Consider the following 23,909-nt stretch of genomic DNA (forward strand, 5'->3'; position numbering starts at 1 on the left):
CTACCACAACCTTACTATTTCTTTGAGATCTCCTTGAAGAAATTGTATTTTTAATTGTAAAAAAATGTCTTATTTTTCTATAATAACTTGTATGACACGGCGAGTATTTGTTTGGAAAGAAACTTCATATTGTTCTACCTCCCCTGTGAAGTAATGTTTTAGTTTATAACGCCTAGCCCACCTTAATATATCTTCAGCATTATATAAATAAGCCATTTCGTTTGGTCCTCCTGTATTGTATAAAAGCTGCGCATATTCATACACCTCAAACATAAAAACACCATTTAATTTAATAGAGTTCATTATTTTTTCCAATATCACTAATTGGAATTTGTGCTGAAAATGACCAAATACCATGATTGCACCATCATAAGTTTCTTGAGGTAGCTCATACTCTATTAAATCTGCTCTTATTGTAATAATTGATACACCATTCATTCTTGCTAATAACTGCACCTTTGCTAGACCAGATGAAGTTGAATCATAAACTGTTATCTGGTGTCCAAGCTTCGCTAAAAAAACCGCGTTCGCTCCCTCTTTCTCTTCATAGGCAGCAATTTTGGCTTGTTTAGGAAAATATTGAACTGCTGAGGTAATAAATCGATTAGCCTCAGTTCCATATATATATAATGGTGGACTAGCTTGCTTACTCCATATACTCATACCCTTCCTCCTATTTGTAAAAAGCTTCATTTTTTAACTATATTGTTCCTATTAACATGACCATTATAAAAAACAATTGAGAAATTCAAATGAACTTTATGCAACAAAAAATAGAATTTCATTTGTATAACCTATAGGGCTGCTATAAAAAATAGGGCTAATAAAGAGAGCCCAGTGTAAAGAAATTCTTGTTACTTAAACTATTTTGACAAAACAATGAAATATAGTTCCTTTCAATTTCACATATTACTCATTCGATTTTCAAAACTATTTAGTATGATTGCGTTGCATTTGATTAAAAAATGAAAGGAAGAGGGTAATATGAATTTTCCATCCGTGGATTATACATGGTTTGGTAATGGCACTGTGATTGCTCTTATTGCAATTATTCATGTGATAATTAGCCATGGCATCGCGATAGGTACATCTGTTTTAGTTGTATCGACTGAATATCGAGCGATGAAAAAGAAGAATGAGAAATTAGATCAAATAGCAAAAACAATGTTGAAATGGGTTTTAATCATTACTACAACTATAGGAGCGATGACTGGAGTAGGAATTTGGTTTTCAACCACAGTTATACAACCAGATTCCATTTCTTCTTTATTGCGTATTTTTTTCTGGGCTTGGGTGGTTGAATGGGGAGCGTTTATCTCAGAAGTAATTATACTTATTATTTACTATTATACTTGGGATAAATGGAAAGAAGGCGAACGTAAACGTAAACATATCATGCTGGGCGTAGCACTCAGTGTTGCTTCATGGGTGACAATGGTGATCATTACGGGTGTCTTAGCTGCAAAATTAACACCTGGGCGTTGGATTGAAACTTTTTCATTTTGGAATGCATTTCTCAATCCAACCTACTTCCCTTCACTTGGATTCCGCATGTTTTTAGCAATTATGCTAGCAATATCTTTAGTATCATTTTTTATCCGTTGGCGTATTAAAGATAAGGCTTTACGTACAGAAGTTTTTCGTGTATTTGCATTCTGGGGTGCTATCTCTTTACCTATGACTTTTATCATAGGGTTATGGTATTTATGGTCCATCCCAACTGAAGCCTATAATATGATTGTCTGGTCTACAGGGATGTCCGAGGTGATCTTCAAAAGTTTAAATATCTTAGGATTTAGTATACTTATTATTTTCTTAGTATGGCTTGCAAAAAGTCCAAAAACTGTCCCATGGATTCTATCAATAGCAGTGATGTTCTCATCCATTGGTTTTATTGGGGAATTTGAAGTTGTAAGAGAAACAGTAAGAAAACCCTATATTATCTATAACTACATGTATGCGAATGGAATGTTAGCAAAGAATGAAGAAAAACTTAAAAAAGAAGGTTATTTGGCCAATGCGACGTGGGCAAAAGAAAAAGAAGTAAACGAAAATAATATGGTTGAAGCGGGTAGAGATGTATTCGTTGGTCAATGTATTACCTGTCATACAATAGATGGGTGGAGAGATACAAGAGCCTTGTCTAGTAGAATGGTTGGTTGGGATAAGGAAGCCATTATGTCCTTTGTTCCGAATATGCATTTTGCACAAGTAGCAATGCCTCCATTTATGGGGACTGAAAAAGAAATTGAAGCTTTAGCTACTTATATTTTAACAGTACTTGAAGAGGAAGAAGAGGTGTCTACAAAATGAACTATTTAAGTTTTGCTTTAATTTCTTCAGATAACCCTTTACCAATACCTGCACCGATTGGGTTACTAGAAATTCTTATCGTTGCGACATTTATTTTTCATATCATTTTCGTGAATTTTACAATCTCATTGACTGCAGGAGCAGTTGGATTAGAAATTACGAGTATGATCAAAAAAAATAGTTTATTTGATAAAATGGCGCAAATTTGTTCATTTCATGCTTCCATACATAAGAGTATTGCAGTCGTTCTAGGAGTTGGCCCATTACTAATTGTGAGTGTCTTGTATACACAATATTTTTATTCTTCAACTATTTTAATAGGAAAGGCTTGGATGAGTTTATTAATCCTATTGATTACTGCATTTCTTCTGTTATACATTTACAAGTTCACTTGGGATCAATATCAAACCAAAAAATTACTTCATATTAGTATTGGTTTATTGGCAATGTTGATTTTATTCTTTGTACCCCTTATTTTTATTGTTAATGTAACTTCTATGTTATATCCAGATCGTTGGGGAGAAGCAGAGGGTTTTTTTGAAAGCTTAGTTTACTATCCTCAAATTTGGCAACGTTACCTACATTTCATGCTAGCAAGTTTAGCAACAGGTGGATTTTATATGTTTGTCTATTTTGCTTATCAGAAGCGGAAGCAGAAGAGATTAGAGGAACATGAGCAATCATTAAAACTTCTTGGTGCAAAAGTAGGCTTTTGGATTACAATTGTTCAGTTGGTAGCTGGTTTCTTATTATTATTTTCATTTGATACGAATATTCGTATGCTTTATTTAGGCGAGGATTTATTGTTAACATCTTTACTCATCATTTCTATTGTATTGACTGTCATTCTTTGTATGCTACTATATGCAGCAGGCTATAAAGATTCTACTAGTTCTTTTCTAGCCTCTATAATTGTATTCACTTTTGTTATAGGAATTATGGGATGGATGCGACATGAATTAAGGGAAGCCTATTTATCTCCATATCTTGACGAACATCCACGAACAGAAGAAGGAATTGAATCTACCTCTGAATGAAATTAATTGTATTAATCATGTTTCTATATAACGTAATCCTCAATCCCGTTTTTCTATTGGATAAACGGGATTGCTTTGTTATTAAAACAATATATCACTTCATTTAATTGAAATTATTTAGCTTAAACTATGAGATAAAACTTCTGCTCATAGATAAAATAAAATGTACATTGTAATGCACTCTAAGTAGATTCACTATATAAATCACTCTGATCAAATTGTCTTTTCATCATATTTTTCCCCTATTATAGGTATTACTTTAATTGTTGCTCTACTGTTTTATTAAAAACTAAACAGCCACACCTGTTTAGATGTGACTAGTAATACCATACTCAAGTATTAAGGTTACTTACGTACTTAAACTTCACTTTTATTTTACAATTTCTAATTGCTTCGCATTATAAGTTAAAATATCCTGAACTGAATTTAAAGTTCCGTCTGGATAACTTCTTAATTCAACCAGTTTTGCTTTATCTAAGAAACGAATGGCAACAGCAATATAGAAGTTATATCCTTCCCTTCGATTCTTCGCTATTTTCACCAAAACAACGTATAATAAGAGAAACAGAAGAAGAATTCATTTTTCCTCTAGTTAAAAAAAGAGGTGCAATTACTTGAAACAATTTGAAACAGCATTACCAGAGCAGTATGAAACATTAAAAAAACAGGCCAATTATACGTCTAGCTGGCGAGAGCGTTTAGACGCAGTCGAAAAGTTATCAGCTTATCAACATGACAAAATCATAGATTTATTAAAAAATCGTATGCAGCATGATACTGTCAACAAGGTGCAATTAGCAGCCTATGAAGCACTTGCGGCGTTTGGCGAGGACGTAGAGAAGCCATCACCTGCACGTTTTGATATTATTAAAGGAACAGAAAAAATTTTCCTGCGTGTTAAAAAGAGCTTGCCGAAGGACCATACAGTGGCAGACTTTGCGGATAAACTAAAACGTATGCGTTTAGATGTCTTTGACGCGTATGAAGGCGACAAAGGTGAACAATTTATGAACTGGTTAGAGGAACGTTGGACAAAACTATAATCAGCAGTTTTGCGATTTATGAAGGAAAGTCATTCTCTCCGCTTATGGAGGGAATGACTTTTTCATATCTTACGCTGCGGTTCATCGAAACCAATATTAAATTGTCTTACTTCTTTTCTTTGATCATCTATCTTTATTGATTAATGATAAAACAAACACCTAATAAAACTAACCTGCTCCTTTAGTTTAAGTGGAAATTTTCACAATTTCTTTGCTCCATAACATTTTTGATTAAATATGTTACTCAAGTAAATGGCTCTATAATGAGATCGAGCGCTAATCCTTATTACAAAATCGCGCCCGATTGCTGAAGTTCGTTTTTTAACTTACAATTAAAAAAGTCTTATATCATATTTTATACAGATTTTTTCTTCTCATTAAAAGGCTCTCACTGTAAAGTTTTTTACCACTAATTTAATTTCAACCGTATCGGATCAATCTCTTCTGTTATTTTTACAGTAGAAGGCACTATTTTGAAAGTGTTCGGTATATTTTGTAAATCGTTAAATTGTGCTCTATAAATGGTACGATTATTAGTACGTTTTTCATCAAATTTACTAGAATTTCTATCAGCAACAACTAAGCGATTATCGATTACAATATTCCATCCCATCGGCCTTATCTTTGGTTCACCTTCCGTAGAAATTTGAATGTGCAATGAATTATTTTCAATTTCTATTGAATCTACTGTATATTCTGCGTTTTCAAATTGAAATGGTTGCGGCTGTTGCGGATTTACTTGCGTCTCATTTAAATTGTGCACAATTTTTTCCATAGCAAACACTTCTAATACAGTTGACTTAGTATAGCTTGGGACAGAAACCGAATAAATCATTTCACCTAATACATTAGTTCCCCTACCACTAGAAGAACTATTGATTAACGGTTTTTCTTTTAATCTATGCCCTGCAATCAATTCACCCGCATCATTTTTAAGGGCAAAATGGACATTTGTCCGAACTTCACCGAAAAAGAAATCTTCCATTTTATCAATTGGTGGATTTAGAAATTCATCATATTCATAACGAGTTAGCATTTGACTGTATAAATTTTCATAATAACGCTGATTTTCATCATTGAATTTTACACGAAATTCAATATCCATGTTTTCTCCATCATTAACCACTTGCTCGATTGAAACATCCAAAAACGGTGCATCTAAGCTAGGTTTTTGGTTTTGTTCACTTGTTTTAAGTACCTCCTGGTCACCACTGTTAGGTTCGATTAATTCCGCTGGTTCATCAATTGGCTGTGCAACTTCACTGGGCATTCGATTCCAATAATAAAATCCGAAACTTAAGAACAGAACTGCAGCACTAATTACACTAATTTTCAAACTATGCCACAATTTCTTACGCTTAGTATTTGTTTGAATAAGCTGCATAATTAGATCCGCTTGACTACTATGTTTAATAATTGGAGTATTAAGCTGTGCAAATAAAGTTTGCTGCTCCTTTCTTAATTGCTGGTATTCATTTTGACAACTTTTACAGGTTTGCAAATGGGCTTCAAGTTTCTCCAACTCATTAGCTTCTAAAAAGCCTTCCACATAATCTTCTATCAGTAACGAATCACATTTCATAAAAATAACCTCCCTTTGTAGTTCCGATTGATCTTAATTTTCTTTTGCTACGGTGCAGTTTGTTACGTACTTCGTTCAGAGAAATTTGAAGCACTTCACTAATTTCATCGTAGCGAAGCCCGTTCACAAATTTTAGCAACAACACGAAATACTCGGTTTCATCTAGCTGCTGTAGGAGTTGTTCTAATTGCTCATTTTTCTCACGTAATAATAGAATTTTTTCTGGATAACGACCGTCTGCTATATCCATATCTATTGATCTTGCTTGCTGCTTATATTTTCTTAAATAATCAAAACACTTATTGACAACAATCCGATAGAGCCATGCATTAAACGACCCTTTTTTTTCATACTTATGTAGGTTATAGTACACCTTAATAAAAATATCCTGAACGATATCTTCTGCAACTGTACGATTACGAACAATTCGTATAACAGTGGTAAATACTTTCTGTTCATAATGTTTGATAATATATGCAAAGCAATGATCTTCTCCGTTCTTTACTCGTGCAATCACTTCATCTATCTCCATCTGATTCACCTCCTTACTACTATAACGATCAATTCTTTATTTCCTCTCAGAATAAGTTTAATTTTTTCTATTGACGGAGTGCTGCAAGGGAAATGCGGATTGACAACACTAAGAAATATACATCGAACGGCAAGGCATAAACGTCTAAATATTAGTGTATCTAGTGTTTTCGCTTCTTGCATAATAAGCTGTATAAATAAAATTTATAGAAAAAGCCACGAAAATGAACTGCACCCCATTATTAAATTGTGTCTAACAATGGGAGTGCAGTTCACGCTCATGGCTTTTTCAAGTGTTTCCAAACTTTGATTTGGGAACGTTATTTTGTATGTGTTTGTATATTATACTTAGTTAAAGGTCGTTAAATTATCTGATATAGTATTTAAAAAATCTTTTTCAAATTTATAATAAAATTTACCCTCAGTCTCACTTAATGTTATGGAATCCGTTTGCATTCCGTTGCTTAAAGAAACCAATTTTATTGACTGAATTTCTAGCTGATTTTCTAACAATGAATCAAGTGATGTATTCGTTTCCATTTGAGTAAACATTTCTTTTAATTGTACTGGTGACATTTCAACTTCCATTTTATTAATTATAGCTTGCAATAGATTTACGAGATTTTCTTCATTTAGATTTACACCTTCTGTGGCTGCCATTAACAATGCGATAACTTCTTCACCGCTAAAACGCTGTAATCCTTTTTCAAATTCAAATGCTACTTGTGTGATTGCTCTCACTCGAATATCTTCTGACAAATCGTATTCTAATCCATTTACAGAATCAATGAGCGTTGAAATAGTTTCCACATCAATTACTGAATAATAATCAATTGGTAAAGCTACTAATTTTGAAACAGTCGTTTTTACATTATCAGCGCCCCCAAATTTATATGCAAACAATAATTTATCGTACAAAGGTGTCCCATCATTATTAGTCGATACTGGTGCATATGTCTCAGCAGGGAATGATACAACTTTCATCATCTTTTTATCTTTATTATAAGTAAGTAATAGATTTAGATAAATTCTATTATCCATCTCTTTTGATTTCACCGTAATTAATGTAGTTGAAACCTTCTCTTCTTCAACCACTTGGTTACTTGTAGTACGTATATTAGATTCTTTAGTCAGATTTCCAGAGAGTAATGATGGCAAAAATAAAAATAAACATAAACCTATTATTAATATAGAAACTGTTACTGGTGCAAATTTTTGTAGGAAAATAGGTGACTTTTTTTGCATATGAGAATCCCTGTCTATTTTCTTGATTTGTTCAAATACTTTTTGACGATCTTCTTTCGTAAATTGTAGTTCTTGATTTAACTTATTAGAAAAGTTAGTTTTTGAACGTTTCTCATTCATTAACTTCTGCCTCCTTTATCATCGACTCTAATCGTTGTTTTGCTCTTCTTAATCGAGTTTTCACTGTATTTACCGAAACATCTAAAACATTGGCAATTTCATCAGTCGTCAATGAATCGTAGTAGTATAGATAAACCACTTCCCGATATACTTTTGGTAGAGAAAAAATCGTATCTTTAATTTCTTCATTATTGTATTTATCAAGTACTGTTTTTTCTGTTGAAGGTAATATTGACTTCGCCGTTTCATTAATAAAACTTTTTACGTGTACCATTTTGTAATTCCAACTTTTCAAATAGTCCTTACATTCGTTAATGGTAATACGATAAAGCCATGTTTTAATTTGTGCGTCAAAGCGAAATGAATCAAGGTTTTTGTAACATTTGATAAACGTATTTTGAACCATGTCCTTCGCAATCTCTGCATCTTTCACATATGAAAACGCTAATCGTACCAACTCATTACCATAATCAATCATCAATTTTTCTAGTATGAAATCATTTTCTTCTCTACCCAATCTACTTCCCTCCTTCTCAACCTGCTCCCAAATTCTTCTATTAGACGATTATCAATTCAAGAAAGGTTCAATTTTTAAAAATAACTCCAAAATATCCGTTACCGACTTGTAACAATTACGATTGTAAGTGCTGAAAACAGGTGGGTGTTGGATTTTTTAATTATTTGATCAACCTTTCCATAAATTCTATTGATTGCTCCTTTTATAATTCATTGATGTCTGAATTATAGACGCGATTTTTTGAAGGTGAATGACTCTTGTCTAATCATCTATTCTTCTCTCTTACTATTTCATAAGAATAGACTAGCATTATAATCATGTTGGATTAAATTAATGATATCAACCTTGATATGAGAGCAAATCTAAAGAGCATGTTTTGAAAAGATTGTTCAAAACATGCTCTTATTTATTGTGGCAGATTAAATTCTCTTTCAATTACTTTAATATCGATAAGGGCACCCCAAAAACAGATGGAGGTGCTGATACCATGTATATTGTTGATAGAAGTATTTCACAAGGTAAAAGAGCTGGTGTTTATTCTGTATTCGGTATTATTACTGGCTCCTTGGTTTATACGTTATTTGTTTCTTTTGGCTTAAGATTATTGATGTGATTTATCTCGTTTATCTAGGAATTAAAATGGTATTTGATAAATCCAACATAGGTTTTGAAGCGTCATCAAGTAAATTAAACTTAAGAAAAATTTATAACCAGTTTTAACGAATCCAAAAATCTCGTTATTTATTATTGCTTTTCTTCCGCAGTTTATAGATGTAAAAGCATCAGATCCTGCTCCTTTTTTAATATTAGGGCTTACATTTACAGCAACTGAACTCCTATAGTGTTTATTTGTTGCTTATTTCTCCTCGTACGTTACTAAAAAACTAAGAGGAAACCAAAAATTAGGTATGCTTCTGAATAAAATAACGGGAATGATATTTATTTGTATGGGGTTAAAGCTACTTCAAACAAAAGCTCCACATTAAACTTGTAAAATAAAACAATGCCCCCCTACCTAATGAGTTCCTTTCAAATTTGAAGGGACTGTTTCTTAATTAATATCCGTTCGTTTACTGCAGACTTTATTTCTGACATTCTTTCAATATAGTGATGATACGTTTCCTTCCACTCCTTATTGAAGTAAAGCTCCTTTAGTTGAAGAAGGGATATCTTTTTTCACCTAGGGCTACAGGGAATCCTCAACTTACTAATAGTTTTTTGAGTGCTTGTTTTGCTCCATATTTTAATCTAGCTCCAAGGCTACTAGCAAATCCCCTCAATTAATGAAGATATTTGGAAAACCTGCATCTTTTTTAAGTACCATTGAAAGAACTATTTTTCCCATACTATTTCCTATTAAAAACAGAAAATGGATTTATAAAACTGATTTTAATTCTTGAACTTTTAACTAGAAAATCACTTCATATAAAGCATTATCTAATAAGAATATTAGATACGAATCAGACATATATTAATTTTAGTATTTCATTAAAACAAAAATTTATTATTCTATTCATGTTGGAATTATATTAAATTTTCTATAAAGATAGGATGATGACAATTATTGAAAAGTCGGTTCTTGCGATGGTTATTTTACGTGTATTGTCTGGGAGTATTGAAGTAAGTGCTGGGTTGTTGATGCTAAAGTTAAATAATTTAGAAAAAGCATTTTATATTAATACAATGCTTGCTTTGGTTGGGCCAACCGTTTTAATCGTAACGACAGCAATTGCCTTATTTGGACTAGCAGATAAAATACCTGTGACGAGAATCATTTGCTTATTTACAGGTATAACACTTATTATTATTAGCTCACATATTAAGTAAACATAAAATATTACTAAAATAATAATTATAAAGTATGAAAATGCCAGAATATGAAATTAGTAAGTAGATTGATATCTTCCCATCCACCATTTTGGACATAAGTCTTCTTCTGTCTCGAACATTTATTTTATAGCCTGATTCCATTCATAATCTTTGTTAAACTCTTTATGAATCACATAACATGTTTATCCGTCCATTTGAAAATTTTTTTATAATTCTTCCTAATCATGTTCATTAAATCACTGTAGCGTGTGACGACGCTGCTTTTTTTTATGTATAATTAGCCTTTGCTTGCACAAATTAGTATTGAGTGTATCGCACGCACTTATACGGTGGTGGCGTTGGTTGACCGTCACGACCTCCCTCAATAAGGGTTACATTACCTCTGTAACCCTTTTTTATTTCTATTCAAATTAACATTACACTACATCAGGTAGGTTTCTACTTTGGATTAACCTTGATCAAACCTTTACGACCACTAACCCGATTTGTAAGTGTACTTCCCATCTTACTCAGTACTACAAACCTTGCCTATATTTAATTTCCCTTTAATCTACATGGTTTACACAGCACGCGACATCAGCATGAACATCTACTAAAACCGTATCAAACATTTCAAGAAGTTCACGAATACGCTCATTTCTCAAACTATAGTAGCAATATTTTCCTTCATTACGACCAACAATAATGCCACAACCTTTTAAACAGGCTAAGTGTTGAGAGATATTAGACTGATTCCCCTTTAATTCCTCGACGATTTGAGATACTGTCTTCTCTTTCTCTTTGATACACTCTAAAATTTGAAGTCTTACCTTATTTGAAAATCCATGAATTAGTTTGATTTTTAAATCAATATTTTTTTCTGTCACAAAATCTCCTCCAATTCATATTAGACTTAGCTAATATGTTTTGATATGATCATATTCGATATCACTACTATGTGTGTCAAACATACTAGCACTACCTAATATGTCTGTCAAAAATTTTCAAAAATATGGGTCTCTCTTCAGCTAATAAACGTAGGCATCCTCAAGTTAGATTTTTTACTTTCCGAAAAGGAATATCAGTTTAAATTTGGGACAGGTTTCGCAACTGGCTGGACACTTGTAGTAATGGCTTTAGGGCTAACAAACCCTGTTAAAGGCTTATTATACATACTTATTTATGTACTTGGCTTTCAATTCCCTTTCTTAAGCTTTCACTATTTATTGGCAAATTACGTTTCTGCAGATGAATTATGATTTTCGTGGGGATTTTATGATATTTTGATATGATGACAAAGATATTGCGTGGGTCACTCCTATTTTTGGAGGGGACACAGGATTTTAGAAGCTCTTACGCTCTGTAGAAAGGTTGGATGTAGCATTGAATAATACGTGGAACAAAATTATCTATAAAATTGGCTCTTCCTTTTACGATAAACTTTTTAACACAGGTGCGTTTTTAAAGACTAGAAAGAGGATTTTTCAAGAAGTACCTTTTCAGCGTAAACAAAAAATCCTCTATGTAGGTATTGGTACTGGGGCTGATTTAGAATTAATCAACTATGTTGATTATGATATAACTGCCATTGATTATTCTCCTGATATGCTAGCGAAAGCTCAACATAAATTCGAGCACTCTTCTATCAATTTTTTAGAAATGGATGCTCAAAAAATGTCTTTTGCAGATGAATCATTTGACTATATTGTAGCTAGTTTAATTCTTTCTGTGGTTCCTAATGAAAATAAATGCTTTGAAGAGATGATAAGAGTTTTAAAGAAGGATGGTAGAATTCTTATCTTTGATAAATTTGCTCCTAAAAATCAAAAACTAACGCTAACAAAAAAATTGGTAAGGCCATTTATAAGTATGTTAGGAACAGATATTGGACGAAGTTTTGAGGAGTTGTTTAACCAAAATGATTATAGGCTCAAAATTATAAGAGATGAATCTGTTATGTTAAAGGGTATGTATCGATATATTGAAGTTATTAAACTCTCTTAGCTAAATCATATAATCGCAATGAATGTTTCGGAGAAAACTCATCAAGGAGCTCAAGCATCTTATCAGAGCTTAAAAAACAACAATCAGTCCAAATAAAATTGGCTGATTGTTGTCTTAGTAATGGAATAACCTTATAAATGGTAAATACCATGTAAGAATTTGTTACTCTATTTGTTTTTTCATGAGTTGTTTTGAAAAGTTAAAGGATGGAATTTCGCTAACAAATGTAGAACCTAATAAGAATACCCCTCCGATAATTTGAACTAGGGTCATTTGCTCTTGCAATATCATTGCAGAAATCAAAATAGCTACAAAAGGATTGACATAACTGAGCATCGCAATACTCTGCCCTTTCAATTTTTCCATTCCCGAGAAAAACAACCAAAATCCAATCCCTGTATTAACGATACCTAAAATTAAAATAAAAGGAATAGATGCGCTTGATAATCCAAAAATCCCAAAGCCTTCTGTCAAAAAAACATACGGCAGCAGTAATAATGCGGTCGTTCCAAGTTGAATAATGGTCAGCTCCAGCTTGTCCATCTCTTTAATAAATTTGTTTAAAAGTAACAAAGCAGCATAAAAAGCAGCTGCCATCAATCCAAAGATAAGTCCAAGGAAATCATCTGATTCCGTTGCACTCACCCCTTCTCCTACAATCATTATCATACCGATCATTGCAATGACAATGCATATTATTTTTTTAATGGATAATGGTTCCTTAAGTACAACAGGTGAAAGAATCATTACAAATACTGGTGCAAAATAATATCCTAGTGTGGCATTGGCAAGTGATGTGTGGTCGTAGGATTGATAGAGAAAAATCCAGTTTCCTCCCAATGCAACGCCTGAGAGAATCAAAAATAAAGCATTCGTTTTTACTAAATTCCAGGATATTTTTTTCTTCATTATGGAGAAGATGAGCAGTAAAAATAAGCATCCTAGGAAACTACTTAGTAAAGCCCTTTCACTCGCCGCTAAATTAATGTTACGAACAACTAAACCGATGGTGCCAAAAATAATCATCGATACGATAAATTGAAATTTAGATTTCATGGTTTACTCCCCTAACCTACCGCATTTTAATAGATACTATTAGATGCTTTTTCCTTCCTTTTGTCCCACTCCCTTTCAACTTGCTTTTGTAATGGGAATAGCATAGCATACACATAAGTATTACAAAATTGAATGTTTATCATGTTATCTATAACAAAATAGCATGCAAGGGAGGATAGCGTTATGAATATCCAAAAATATATGGCCTTTGTCAAAGCAGTAGAATATGGGAGCTTTACAAGAGCTGCCGATGCATTAAACTATACACAGTCCGGCATCAGCCGTATGATCAACGATTTAGAATCAGAATGGGAAATATCCCTTTTTGAAAGAAGTCGTGCCGGAATCAGCTTAACATCTGATGGCTTAAAGTTACTGCCCCAATTACAACGTATATGCAATGAGCATGAAATGTTAATGATGCAGATCGATGACTTACATGATATCCAATCAGGAATCATTCGAATTGGTACATTTTCTAGTGTAGCAACCCATTGGCTACCTTATATGATCAAATTCTTTAAGCAGGATTATCCAGGGATTGATTTCGAGTTACTATTAGGAGATTACACCGAAATCGAAAGCTGGATTATCCAAGGTAGGGTCGACTTTGGATTTTTACGACTGCCAACAAAAGCTGAAATGGAAACAATCTTTGTAGAGCAAGACCGTTTGTTGGTCGTCATTCATCAGGATCATCCTCTTGCTGATTGCGATAAATTTCCTATAAGTGAACTATTGACCAGTCCATTCATGCTTTTAGAAAAAGGCGCAAAAGCTGAAATCTCCGAAATTTTCGAGAAGCACAATATCTCGCCGCACATTTCTTTTACAACATGGGACGACTATGCCATTATGTCAATGGTGGAAAACGGATTGGGAATCAGTATATTACCTGAACTGATTTTAGAACGTATTCCTTACCAAATTATTGCGAAAGAGCTCGAAGTACCTGCTTTTCGAACTATTGGAATGGCGATGAGGGAGCAAAAATCGCTGTCACTTGCAGCAAAGAGATTTATAGAATATTTATCCTATAGAAAGAGAAAATAGCACTACGATAAAAAGCGTATTCGAAAAAATCTCGAATACGCTGCATTAATCTTCGACCGCTTCTAAATAGCCTTGCTGTAAACATGTATCCGTCATAAACTGCTTTATCCCTGCATCAAATGACAATTTGATCGTGCTACTTGTGACCTCCAAAATTTTGCCTTCTCCAAACATCACATGCTTCACCTTTGAGCCCACGATTAACGCTGACTCCGTTGTAATTGTCCGATCATTACGGTATTGCTTCAGTGCTTTCCCCGGACTTTTCGACGCTTTCTTTGGTAATTCCTGAGGTGAGACGATTTGCTTTAACGCCTTCATGAATATTGATGGCACCACACTTGCTTTAAAACGCTTGCTGTACGAAATTAATTCCAAATGGCGAATTGCACGTGTGATACCGACATAAAAGAGCCTTGTTTCTTCCTCTATTGCTTCTTCCGTCTCACTAGGTAAAATCCCATCAATTAAGTCAATCAAATACACACGGTCATATTCCAAGCCTTTTGAACTGTGTAAGGTTGTTAAGGTAATGGCATTTATTTCATTTTTCAGATGTGATGTACGTGCTAAATTTTCAAGGTACTTCAAACGACCCGCAAATTCGGTCATCGTCGACGTATTGCGAGCAATTAGTCCAAGTACATTCACAATATCTAGTAAATTTTCATAATTAAAACCGAGGTCCTCGCTCATTTTCTTTAAGGCACGCTCATAACCAAAATCATAACGGATATGCTCTAGCATGGCTGTTGGTGTTGTTTGATCAAATTGAATGCTATCATACGTTTGGCGAATTCGCTTAATATATTCAGGCTGATAATCCTTTAGCTCCACATGCTCTAATAAAAGTGTGAATACACAGCCATCTTCTGGCACTTTCTGTAGGGCCTTAAATTGCGTTGGTGTAATATAAGCATTCATTTTTCTGTAAATTTTTTCAAATATTGAGATATTTTTTGTATTGTACGCTAGACGCATGAAGTTCATAATATCCTCCACGACCCAATGCGTAAAAAAGCGTATGGTGGAATCTTTCATATAGAAAGGCAGGCCCACTCTATCTAACGCGTCCATAAGTGGAATGGCTGACGTATTATTTCGATATAAAACAGCCGTTGAGCCACGCTTAGACAAGCTTTTTAACTGATTCACTACATATTTGGCCTGTAAGCTGTAATTCTCTAGGATTTTAAACGAGATTGGCTCTGCTGCAGGATTTTGCGTAAACATTTGTTTGTTATATCGCTTTTTATTGCGCTGAATGAATAGATTGGCTGGCGCTACAATCGAGGCAGATGAACGATAGTTTTGTGTCATTAGTAAAACTTGTGCCTCTGGATAAATCTTTTGGAAATTCAACAAATAATCTGGCTCTGCACCACGCCAGCTATAAATGGCCTGATCCTCATCGGCAACGACGCATAAATTTTGATGGACAGCGACAAGCTTCTCGATGATTGCATGTTGAACAGGCGATGTATCCTGACTTTCATCCGTTAAATAAAAATCGTATCGACGCTGATATTGCGCCAACACCTCTCGATTTTTGGTAAAAATATCATTCGCCATTAACAGCATATCGTCAAAATCAATAAGCAAACGATCGCAACCTGTGCGTTTATATTCCTCATATCGCTGCAAAATCTCGACTTTTTTTGGCACCTTTACTTCTGCCATTGCCCATTCCTGTTCTGGCAACATTTTATTTTTGATGAACGTTATGTACGTCAGTAGCTCTTCTAACTGATCTTCCGTAATTTTCGAGCCATTTAATTGTTCAAAAATCTCACGAAGCACCCGTTTTTTTGACATAACACCAGGCTTGTCCGCTTCTTCCATAATCCCATATGAAATGCCCTGACGTTCAAGTGTCTCCCGCACCACTTGAAATGCTAAACTATGAATCGTCGAGAAATCAACTGGTGGCAAATGCGGAAAAAACTTTGCAAAACGTGCCCTCATATCATTTGCTGATGCCTTACTAAACGTAACAGCCTTGATGCGAGCAGGCTTAACACCAAGCGCCTCGATCATATAGCCAATACGCATAATAATGGTCGTCGTTTTTCCTGAACCAGGAGATGCCAATAGTAGCAACGGTCCATTCGTTTGCAATACGGCCTGCTTCTGCACATCATTTAGATAAACGCCAAGTGAACGCTCCTTTTCTTCAAAAAATGCTTTTTGCGCTCCATTCATATCATTTACTCCGTTCTAAAAAAATCTATTTTCTATTATACCAGATGATACTGCTTAACCTCCTAAGATCATTAAAAGCAACTGTAGCTCGACTACTACTCATTCAAGTAATTAATAGTCGTTAAGGAGATTGGTTGCCTCTTCATCATTTTTAAATCTTTTCAAAAACAAAAAAGCGTATATACAAAATGTACAACGCTTTTTAGTAGCTCGTTAGTGAAATTTATTATTTGGCTATCCATTCATATTGAATATCAGCTAAATTCTCTTCATTTTCATGACCTCTACCTATAATTTTAAATCCATGTCTTTCATAAAATCGTTGAGCATTTTCATTAACCTCAAATGTGTATAAAGTTAATCGCCCATTTGCTTGTTCTTTTACTTTATCTAGTAATGTATGCCCTATGCCCATCCCTTGATAGTCAACATGAATATATAGTTGGCTTATTTCCTCTTCGTTATAGGCAATCATGCCAACTACGTTTTCATCCATTAACGCTAAATCGATGTGAAACTGTTCAGCTAATAGATGATTTAAGAAATATACATGCCTTTCAAAGGTGTGAATTTCTTTCTGACCAATCGCCTGTTCCTTACTATCTCGCCACATAGCAACTGTTTGTTCAGCGTATTGGGGGTTATATTGCGTAATAATTATTTTGTATTGGTCCACTACGATGCCTCCTTAAGTGCTATTCGTTGTTGTTGGCGAATTACCATTCTACACAACTTCGGATACCGTTTCATTGGTTAATAAAAAATATCGCCTGTTTACTATCATCTTATATTATTTTAATACAGGAAACCACTTGAGATAAAGCCTATCTAAACAGGATGACTCGCTTTTAAATCCTTTACAGATATAGGACATTCCTGTATGCATCAATTTATATAGGACGGATTTATCTTGGATATATGGAGAAAATCCTTTTGTGCATATAGGTTTTACTATCCCCAAAGTCATTCACATCGACTACAATAATTATTTTCTCGACTTGTCAATGTCGTGATTCAAATCTACCCCTAGTTTGAACCGTATGCCACTTTTCCAGTTATAGGTACTTCTTCATAAAGTAAAGCACATTTCTTGAAGAATTCATTGTAAGTTCTACGGATAAAAAACATCTTCCACTCACACTAATGGTGGAGGTGAGTTGAAAATGGGAAATAATAAACATAAAAATAATAAAACGCAGGACAACAAAAAACAGCAGAATCAAAATCAAAATGCTAACAATGAACGTAAAAACAGAGAAGAGTTTGCTGAAGAAGTAGATTTCAGTCAAATTCAAAAGGAAAACAAACGTTAATAATATTATCATGTAAAAAAACCCTAATACTCACTTTTCAGTAAAGATGGGTATTGGGGCTATTTTATAATACATCTTTTGCACTTTACTCACTATTTTTACGGCTCAAACCCAGTCTGGCTTATATAAACATGATCTTCTGGAAAGATTTCAATAAATCGGTTATATACTTTTTTTATTACATCTGGTCCATACCATTCTTCTAAACCAAGTTGGTCATATTTTTTCCCAATCTCCAGTTTTCTTGTGCGTTTTCCACCACTGCCATCTCCCATGAAGTAGTCATCTATACATATTCGATCGACGAGTTGCTTCAATTTCAAAGGAAAATATTCTCCACTTGGTAAAATGGGAGCGATAGCAACTTGGGTCGGTATGTCCGCAGCTGCTAATTTTTCCAATGTCTTAAAACGCGCCTGGATTGGAGGCGCCATTGGCGTAAAATGTTTACGTATCGTTTCCGAATCTGTCTCAATTGTCATACTTACCCGCACTTTTTCTTTAAATTGTCGCAGTAAATCAATATCTCGACTGACAAGTGGACTTCTCGTCTGTACAAATAAAAAGTCAGGGAGATCCTCTAGCATAATTTCTAGTAAAGATCGCGTCACTTTTTCCTTATGCTCTATGGGCTGATACGGGTCTGTACTTGAGGACATAAAAATGGTTACTGGTCCTTTGGCTTTGGCACGATGAAGCTCCTTTTTTAATATATTCGCCGCACCGTTTTTAACATCTACCCAACTTCCCCACTCCCCTTCTCGAAAAAGAGATACAGGCATTTGACGTACATAGCAATAAGAACATCCAAATGAACAGCCTGTATAAGGGTTGAGTGAATGCGTATAGCCAGAAAGAAAGCCAGTTCCTTTATTCAGAATGGTTTTTGGATTTTTATAAAGGATTTCACATTTCATACGGAACCCCCATTCCATGTACGGTAAGTATTACGCATTGCTAGACAAACCTTGCTTTTCAAGGTCCAAAAGCAATTTCTTCATTGCTAATCCGCCCCGATAGCCTGTTAAAGAGCCATTCTTTCCTGTTACACGATGGCACGGTACAGTAAGTAACACTGGATTAGCCCCAATAGCCGCTCCCACAGCACGAACAGCTGCTGGTTTATTGATAGCATGGGCAATGTCTGAATAGGATTTCGTCTGCCCATAAGGAATTTCACAAAGTGCTTGCCAGACTGCTAGCTGAAATGGCGTACCTACGTACTCAAATGGGATAGTAAAGGTTTGCCTCTTTCCTGCTAGATACTGAATGATTTCATTGACATAGGGTTCAAGCTTTTCCTCATCTTCAACAAAAGGACTTCCTGGAAAGCGTTTCTTCGCCCATTCAAACATTTCCTCGATTGGTTTGTTCTGTGAACCAACAAACACAAGGCCCTTGGAGGTAGCAGCAATATAAAAATGCCAATCCTCAAACTTGAGTAAAGACCAAAAAAGGGTTGGTTTATTTTTTATTTCCATCATTCATTTCCTCCATTTTTCTCATTTGACGAAATTGCGCTGGGGTCTGACCTGTTTTCTTTTTAAATAAAGTAATAAAATAGGGCGCATTCGCCATACCCACACATAGGGCAATATCGCCTATTGCTTTATTCGTCTGCATCAAATACTTTTTAGCCACGTGTACGCGAACTTGTTGAATATACTCAACGGGCGTCATGCCTTTAATCTTTTTAAATGTTCGATGCATATGATAGGGACTCCCATGACAAATCATTGCTAATGATTCAAGCGTTAATTTTTCAGCGAAATTTTGATCAATGTATGCTGTGATGATATCAACCCACTCGCTATCAGGCAAATTTTCATTAGTAGGCTTGCAACGTTTACAAGGGCGAAAATTTGCGTGGAGTGCTTGTTCTGCTGTTGCAAAAATACATACATTCTCTTTTTTCGGAACGCGAGACTTACAGGATGGTTTACAGAATATCCCCGTTGACTTGACAGCATAAAAAAATTGATTGTTGTACGCTGTATCATTCGTGATAATGGCTTGCCATTTTTCATCTGTCATCATTTCTACATTATTCAAAATATCATTTTCATCATTCATAGGCTCATGCATTTATCTCACCTCTCCTTACAATATACTCCCTAAAAATTCACCATGTACAATTCTAGATATGGAATAGCAAGATATTGAAGTTTTTTTATTTAGAATCGTGAAAAATGATGCCAAGACCGTATCGTTCTCCAGCAGTAATCGTACTTACTCCATGACGAACCGTATGTTTATAATATCCCCTTTTCCCTAGAACAGGTCTATGGTTTGTAGGAAAGATGAGCGCACTGCCTTGATCTAACGTAATGACATGTCCCCTACTCTGAGCACGTGGAATTTGTTCCACTAGGAGTGATTCTCCACCAAAAAAGTCTTGTTCGCGTTGATTTAATACAAATACTACTTGAAACGGGAAAAACACATCGCCATATAAATCTTGATGCAAACAATTAAAGCCACCTGTTTCATACTTTAAGAGTAACGGTGTCGGTCTAGTTTGTTCATATTCTTTACAAGTGTTCAAAAAATCTTGAAGCTGAGCTGGAAACTGCGCTGTTTTCTTTAAATAACCTAACCATCGATTAGCTGTTTTGGCCAATTCTTGATAAAAGGACTCTCTTAAACTTTGGATGATTTCAGGCAATGGATAGGAAAAATATTTGTATTCCCCCTCCCCAAAGCGATATCTCGTCATATGAATGGTCGTTCTATATGGCTCTTCTGTACTATACATCCCTATTAAGAATTCACATTCCTCTTTTGTTAAGATTACTGGAAGCTTTGCAAATCCTTGCTTATCTAGTTCATGTTGAATGGAATCCCACTCTAAGCTGCCAACACGTGTTTGAATATCTTGGACCATCTTTATTCCCTCCTTAGCCTTCTTAATAACTAACACTATAACCTCATCAATAGAAAAAAATAAGGCGTTTAGAATGGAATAGCAAGATAACAAAATGAGTAAAGCTACTTTTATGGTAAAGTAAACTAACAAACTGTGTATGTTGTAAAGGAGAATGAAAAAGTGATATGGCATGACGTTGATGATGTGATGATCATTACCTTACCAGAAAATTTTGATATGAATGCGAATCTAGGCTATTTAACAAGAGAAAAAAATGAATGCATGTATGAAATAGAGAACGATATCATCATAAAAGTGATAGCCATTGGAGAAATGCAGTCTTTAGTACAGATAAGCGTAATTGATAATCAACAAATGGTTGTTCAATTCCTAAATGATTCTAGACCTATTGAGAAGTGGGAACGGGAAAAAATTGTCACATATATTCATGAATGGTTTGATCTTGATAACGATTTAACACCATTTTATGAAATGGCAAATTCAGATCCATTACTTCAAATACCTGCGCAAAAATTCTCTGGATTACGAGTTATCGGCATTCCCGATTTATTTGAAGCATTATGCTGGGGCGTTTTAGGGCAACAAATTAACCTTGCCTTTGCCTACTCTTTAAAGAGACAATTTGTAGAAAGCTTTGGCGATTCTATCGAATGGAATGGTAAAAAGTATTGGGTATTCCCTCCGTACGAACGAATTGCACAGTTAACACCTACTGACCTAGCAGCTATTAAAATGACAGTTAAAAAAAGTGAATATATTATTGGCATTGCAAGACTAATGGCAAACGGAGATTTATCGAAGGAACAATTAAAGAAAATGGATTTTAAAGAGGCAGAAAAAAGCTTAATCAAAATACGAGGAATCGGACCTTGGACAGCCAACTACGTGCTAATGCGTTGCCTAAGGTTTCAGACAGCTTTTCCAATCGATGATGTGGGTCTGATTAATTCAATAAAATCATTACGTAATATGAACCGAAAGCCTACGAAAGAGGAAATTTTAGTGCTCTCGATACCATGGAAAAACTGGGAATCCTACGCTACCTTCTATTTATGGCGTGTTCTCTATTGAATCATTACAACTAGGAAAAAGGAAACCGTTTTGATAAAAGATATATCAAAACGGATTCTTTTAATCATTTAATACTTGTAATCTATCACACTCACGCCAATTAATAAGAAAACATTATTTACAATCGGTATATAAATATCAAAATGCGGATTATTCGGATCTTAATCAATTGGATATTGTTCATGTTTTAAGAGCATATAAGGATAACTGTAAGGAAAATAAGATTAATGGTTTAACAATGGGATTTGCTCCCCCACTGTTATAAGTAATGAATATAATGAACATAGAGGAGCTGCCTAAGGACTGTTTAATTTTTTCCGTTATTCAGGTATGACCTTAGGAGGTATATATACAGGATTAAATTTTGTTCTGCCAAGTATTCTCAACTTTATTTTATTGAGTGCCTTACTTTTTCTTATTGCTCTCTTCCAGTATCCTAGTTTAAAGAGTAGAACTTTATAACAAAATTTTATGTCATAGTTGCAGTCATACTGGCTTGGTTTTCCCTTTTAGGCTAGTTGAAGCTAGTTGAACGTTAAAGATTTTACGTTAACAAACAAACTTTCCTGTTACAACTTTTCAGTTTTTTAAGAGCAAGCTGCACAAGTTTGTTATAGAACATACGTCCTAATTATGCGACAATTCAGGCTAACGCCTAGGACATTCATCTCTTCTTACTCACTGGGCTACACCCTTCACGTTCCTTGAAGTGGAGTCTTATGTCAGAAAATGGTAAAAAATGAAGTGTACTTGCAGCATCTTTAGATTTCCTCACCAATAAAGTTGCCGATTAAGCCCATAATGTAGGCGATGCTTTCTTTTGCTACCTTTCGTTTCACTACTGTGAATTTATAAAACTGCCTGCTTGGACGTCATTGGCAGCTTAAAGGAGTTTGATCTTACATGATGGACTTGAAATTCAATTTTGATGCTTGATCCTCAATCCATAAAATGCAGTAAAAGTTCAAAATTAATTATTTATAGTTAGTCATAAGAAAAAAATCAGATGTTACTTCTATAAAATTTATAGAAATAAGCGCCTAGCCCTATATCTACAATGATAGGACTGGCGCTCTTAGCTTACTCTTCTGAATGGTTAGATTTTTTTAATTGTAAAAAATCATTGAATCTCTTCCTAGGCTTAATAAAATAGTAAATCAAAGGAAGGGATACTAGCACAATAGCAATAGCATATTATTGCTAGCATTGTGCATTCCATATGTAAATTTGATACAGACATTTTTGATATTCAAACAAATCGACCTTCGTTAGAAGAGATATTTATGAATGACTAACAACAAGAAAGCAACTACTTTTAAAGAAGTTGCTTTCTTGTTGTTTTTTCCATGTTAGATGGCTTTACTTTAAAAATTTCTCGTTAAGCCGTTAATGGGTTCCAATAAAGCAGTACATTATTGTAAAGATCAGCATAAAGGTTAAAACTGCTCCTAGTACATTTTGGTTATACGTATTTTTTCCATTTATTAGTTTTTTTAAAAAAGTAGTGAAATTTAAAAAATGTAAAACTCCTAAGACTGGTATAACAAACAACGTTATAAATAACATAAAGTACTCCCCCTTTTTTTTATTTTATAAAGTAACAAGAATTGCCCATACAAAAAATCAAATAAGCGACATCTTTAGCTTCATAAAAAACAGTCCCATACTTTTTTATCCACCCAGAAAAAACCTTCATGCGAACACGCTGCTAGTAAACATTGTTTATCTTCATAAAACATTAAATCCTCTGGTAATTCTGGCGTAATCCAACCAAAAAGTGAGTCGCTACGCTCCTTCAAAAATTGAGCAGTCGTATCGTTTAATAGAAAATAATAAACAAATGCCGTATTTTCGCCAAGCGTTGTCGTCTCCCATTCATTTTGAACCTTTCTTTCGATAAGCTGACTTTTAATAGGAGTCAATAGCCCATCAACAGCCGCTAACCGTAATTCTTCATTTTCCATCAATTGTCTGTTCTCAACAAAGGCAAAGCGGTTACATCGTTTCGCTAGTATATCAATAAGATGTTGATAGCGTTGCCCCATCATATTTTCAGTAATCATCATCAATTTTCATTCCTCCTCCTTTTCTATACTCAATTCAAAGCGCTCTATTTCAATCAAATA

Annotated in this window: 22 protein-coding genes and 1 pseudogene; 9 read left to right on the plus strand and 14 right to left on the minus strand. The window is 34.4% G+C overall.

What is annotated here, in order from left to right:
* Nucleotides 1–69 precede the first annotated feature (69 nt).
* Nucleotides 70–663, minus strand: a complete 594-nt coding sequence (locus LCP48_RS12310; protein ID WP_004230386.1) for a class I SAM-dependent methyltransferase — start codon at nucleotides 661–663, stop codon at nucleotides 70–72.
* 321 nt (nucleotides 664–984) lie between these two features.
* Here LCP48_RS12310 and LCP48_RS12315 point away from each other — a divergent pair, with 321 nt between their 5' ends.
* From LCP48_RS12315 to LCP48_RS12325, 3 genes are all read left to right on the plus strand, one after another.
* Nucleotides 985–2,313, plus strand: coding sequence for a c-type cytochrome (locus LCP48_RS12315; RefSeq protein WP_004230387.1), 1,329 nt, complete (start codon nucleotides 985–987; stop codon nucleotides 2,311–2,313).
* A complete protein-coding gene (locus tag LCP48_RS12320) occupies nucleotides 2,310–3,350 on the plus strand; it encodes a cytochrome ubiquinol oxidase subunit I (protein WP_004230388.1) in 1,041 nt (346 codons plus the stop codon). The genes LCP48_RS12315 and LCP48_RS12320 overlap by 4 nt, the downstream gene beginning before the upstream one ends.
* 614 nt (nucleotides 3,351–3,964) lie before the next feature.
* Nucleotides 3,965–4,393: a HEAT repeat domain-containing protein gene (locus tag LCP48_RS12325; RefSeq protein WP_004230391.1), complete on the plus strand. Its 429-nt coding sequence runs from the start codon at nucleotides 3,965–3,967 to the stop codon at nucleotides 4,391–4,393.
* A 409-nt stretch (nucleotides 4,394–4,802) separates the two neighbouring features.
* Here the strand turns inward: LCP48_RS12325 and LCP48_RS12330 are convergent, their stop codons facing one another.
* The 4 genes from LCP48_RS12330 to LCP48_RS12345 all read right to left on the minus strand — a co-directional run bounded on the left by LCP48_RS12330 (nucleotide 4,803) and on the right by LCP48_RS12345 (nucleotide 8,388).
* Nucleotides 4,803–5,975 carry an anti-sigma factor gene (locus LCP48_RS12330; protein ID WP_004230392.1) on the minus strand — a complete coding sequence of 391 codons (1,173 nt, stop codon included), beginning with the start codon at nucleotides 5,973–5,975 and terminating at the stop codon, nucleotides 4,803–4,805.
* Nucleotides 5,965–6,507, minus strand: a complete 543-nt coding sequence (locus tag LCP48_RS12335; RefSeq protein WP_225340233.1) for an RNA polymerase sigma factor — start codon at nucleotides 6,505–6,507, stop codon at nucleotides 5,965–5,967. The genes LCP48_RS12330 and LCP48_RS12335 overlap by 11 nt, the downstream gene beginning before the upstream one ends.
* 347 nt (nucleotides 6,508–6,854) lie before the next feature.
* A complete protein-coding gene (locus tag LCP48_RS12340; protein WP_009371664.1) occupies nucleotides 6,855–7,871 on the minus strand; it encodes an LCP family protein in 1,017 nt (338 codons plus the stop codon).
* Nucleotides 7,864–8,388, minus strand: a complete 525-nt coding sequence (locus LCP48_RS12345) for a sigma-70 family RNA polymerase sigma factor (protein WP_004230396.1) — start codon at nucleotides 8,386–8,388, stop codon at nucleotides 7,864–7,866. Before LCP48_RS12345 ends, LCP48_RS12340 begins: the two co-directional genes overlap by 8 nt.
* A 475-nt stretch (nucleotides 8,389–8,863) precedes the next feature.
* Here LCP48_RS12345 and LCP48_RS12350 point away from each other — a divergent pair.
* Nucleotides 8,864–9,374, plus strand: a pseudogene (locus LCP48_RS12350) (LysE family translocator); the annotation flags it as partial.
* Nucleotides 9,375–9,939: 565 nt separating this feature from the next.
* Nucleotides 9,940–10,215 carry a YqhV family protein gene (locus LCP48_RS12355; protein ID WP_009371666.1) on the plus strand — a complete coding sequence of 92 codons (276 nt, stop codon included), beginning with the start codon at nucleotides 9,940–9,942 and terminating at the stop codon, nucleotides 10,213–10,215.
* A gap of 548 nt (nucleotides 10,216–10,763) precedes the next feature.
* Here the strand turns inward: LCP48_RS12355 and LCP48_RS12360 are convergent.
* Nucleotides 10,764–11,084, minus strand: a complete 321-nt coding sequence (locus LCP48_RS12360) for an ArsR/SmtB family transcription factor (protein WP_004230401.1) — start codon at nucleotides 11,082–11,084, stop codon at nucleotides 10,764–10,766.
* A 496-nt stretch (nucleotides 11,085–11,580) separates the two neighbouring features.
* Between LCP48_RS12360 and LCP48_RS12365 the strand changes: the two genes are divergently transcribed.
* The gene (locus tag LCP48_RS12365) at nucleotides 11,581–12,201 is read left to right on the plus strand and encodes a class I SAM-dependent methyltransferase (protein WP_004230403.1); all 621 of its coding nucleotides are present in this window, start codon (nucleotides 11,581–11,583) and stop codon (nucleotides 12,199–12,201) included.
* A 162-nt stretch (nucleotides 12,202–12,363) separates the two neighbouring features.
* On the opposite strand, the gene LCP48_RS12370 is transcribed toward LCP48_RS12365, so the two are convergent.
* Nucleotides 12,364–13,257 (minus strand): DMT family transporter, encoded by an 894-nt coding sequence (locus LCP48_RS12370; protein ID WP_225340234.1) that lies wholly within the window; start codon nucleotides 13,255–13,257, stop codon nucleotides 12,364–12,366.
* Between the two features lie 183 nt (nucleotides 13,258–13,440).
* Between LCP48_RS12370 and LCP48_RS12375 the strand changes: the two genes are divergently transcribed.
* Nucleotides 13,441–14,310, plus strand: coding sequence for a LysR family transcriptional regulator (locus tag LCP48_RS12375; RefSeq protein WP_225340235.1), 870 nt, complete (start codon nucleotides 13,441–13,443; stop codon nucleotides 14,308–14,310).
* Between the two features lie 45 nt (nucleotides 14,311–14,355).
* Here the strand turns inward: LCP48_RS12375 and LCP48_RS12380 are convergent, their stop codons facing one another.
* Together LCP48_RS12380 and LCP48_RS12385 are read right to left on the minus strand one after the other, a co-directional pair.
* Complete coding sequence (locus LCP48_RS12380) at nucleotides 14,356–16,512, minus strand: ATP-dependent helicase (RefSeq protein WP_225340236.1); 2,157 nt, start codon at nucleotides 16,510–16,512, stop codon at nucleotides 14,356–14,358.
* 226 nt (nucleotides 16,513–16,738) lie between these two features.
* A complete protein-coding gene (locus LCP48_RS12385) occupies nucleotides 16,739–17,188 on the minus strand; it encodes a GNAT family N-acetyltransferase (protein ID WP_225340237.1) in 450 nt (149 codons plus the stop codon).
* Between the two features lie 487 nt (nucleotides 17,189–17,675).
* On the opposite strand from LCP48_RS12385, the gene LCP48_RS12390 reads away from it, so the two are divergent.
* Nucleotides 17,676–17,825: a hypothetical protein gene (locus LCP48_RS12390; RefSeq protein WP_004230408.1), complete on the plus strand. Its 150-nt coding sequence runs from the start codon at nucleotides 17,676–17,678 to the stop codon at nucleotides 17,823–17,825.
* Nucleotides 17,826–17,923: 98 nt separating this feature from the next.
* Here LCP48_RS12390 and LCP48_RS12395 read toward each other — a convergent pair whose 3' ends face one another.
* From LCP48_RS12395 to LCP48_RS12410, 4 genes are all read right to left on the minus strand, one after another.
* Complete coding sequence (locus LCP48_RS12395; protein ID WP_009371676.1) at nucleotides 17,924–18,742, minus strand: SPL family radical SAM protein; 819 nt, start codon at nucleotides 18,740–18,742, stop codon at nucleotides 17,924–17,926.
* A 30-nt stretch (nucleotides 18,743–18,772) separates the two neighbouring features.
* Nucleotides 18,773–19,306: a methylated-DNA--[protein]-cysteine S-methyltransferase gene (gene adaB / locus LCP48_RS12400; RefSeq protein ID WP_009371678.1), complete on the minus strand. Its 534-nt coding sequence runs from the start codon at nucleotides 19,304–19,306 to the stop codon at nucleotides 18,773–18,775.
* Complete coding sequence (locus LCP48_RS12405) at nucleotides 19,290–19,910, minus strand: bifunctional transcriptional activator/DNA repair enzyme AdaA (RefSeq protein WP_225340238.1); 621 nt, start codon at nucleotides 19,908–19,910, stop codon at nucleotides 19,290–19,292. The genes adaB and LCP48_RS12405 overlap by 17 nt, the downstream gene beginning before the upstream one ends.
* 85 nt (nucleotides 19,911–19,995) lie before the next feature.
* Nucleotides 19,996–20,709 (minus strand): 2OG-Fe(II) oxygenase, encoded by a 714-nt coding sequence (locus LCP48_RS12410; RefSeq protein ID WP_216486241.1) that lies wholly within the window; start codon nucleotides 20,707–20,709, stop codon nucleotides 19,996–19,998.
* 162 nt (nucleotides 20,710–20,871) lie between these two features.
* Between LCP48_RS12410 and LCP48_RS12415 the strand changes: the two genes are divergently transcribed.
* On the plus strand, nucleotides 20,872–21,783 hold the full coding sequence (locus tag LCP48_RS12415) for a DNA glycosylase (RefSeq protein WP_216486244.1): 912 nt from the start codon (nucleotides 20,872–20,874) through the stop codon (nucleotides 21,781–21,783).
* A 1,646-nt stretch (nucleotides 21,784–23,429) separates the two neighbouring features.
* Here the strand turns inward: LCP48_RS12415 and LCP48_RS12420 are convergent.
* The gene (locus tag LCP48_RS12420) at nucleotides 23,430–23,849 is read right to left on the minus strand and encodes a hypothetical protein (protein ID WP_004230419.1); all 420 of its coding nucleotides are present in this window, start codon (nucleotides 23,847–23,849) and stop codon (nucleotides 23,430–23,432) included.
* Nucleotides 23,850–23,909: the final 60 nt, after the last annotated feature.

The sequence above is a fragment of the Lysinibacillus capsici genome (genome assembly GCF_020217405.1).
GTDB classification, from domain to species: Bacteria; Bacillota; Bacilli; order Bacillales_A; family Planococcaceae; genus Lysinibacillus; species Lysinibacillus capsici.